Origin of the sequence: Salinicola peritrichatus, from assembly GCF_003206715.1 — a bacterium.
GTDB classification, from domain to species: domain Bacteria; phylum Pseudomonadota; class Gammaproteobacteria; order Pseudomonadales; family Halomonadaceae; genus Salinicola; species Salinicola peritrichatus.
The window spans coordinates 1-254 of sequence record NZ_PZJU01000069.1; the positions used below are offsets into that span (position 1 = coordinate 1).

Sequence of the window (254 nt, forward strand, 5' to 3'; positions counted from 1 at the left end):
TCGACCACCGGGCGCGGCGCGGAGTAGTACAGCGGGACGATGGGGATCGATTCGAGGTAGATGTATTGCCAGATATCCAGCTCGGTCCAGTTGGAGAGCGGGAACACGCGGATCGATTCGCCCTTGTTGACCTTGCCGTTGTAGAGGTTCCACAGCTCCGGGCGCTGGTTCTTGGGGTCCCAGCGGTGGTGCTTGTCGCGGAACGAGTAGACCCGCTCCTTGGCGCGGGAGGCTTCCTCGTCGCGGCGGGCGCC

General features: G+C 64.6%; 1 protein-coding gene. It reads right to left on the reverse strand.

All coding sequences use genetic code 11. The annotated features are described in order from the left end of the window. A partial coding sequence (locus DOM57_RS22450) for a phosphoadenosine phosphosulfate reductase domain-containing protein (protein ID WP_239496334.1) occupies window positions 1-254 on the reverse strand: 254 nt, incomplete at both ends.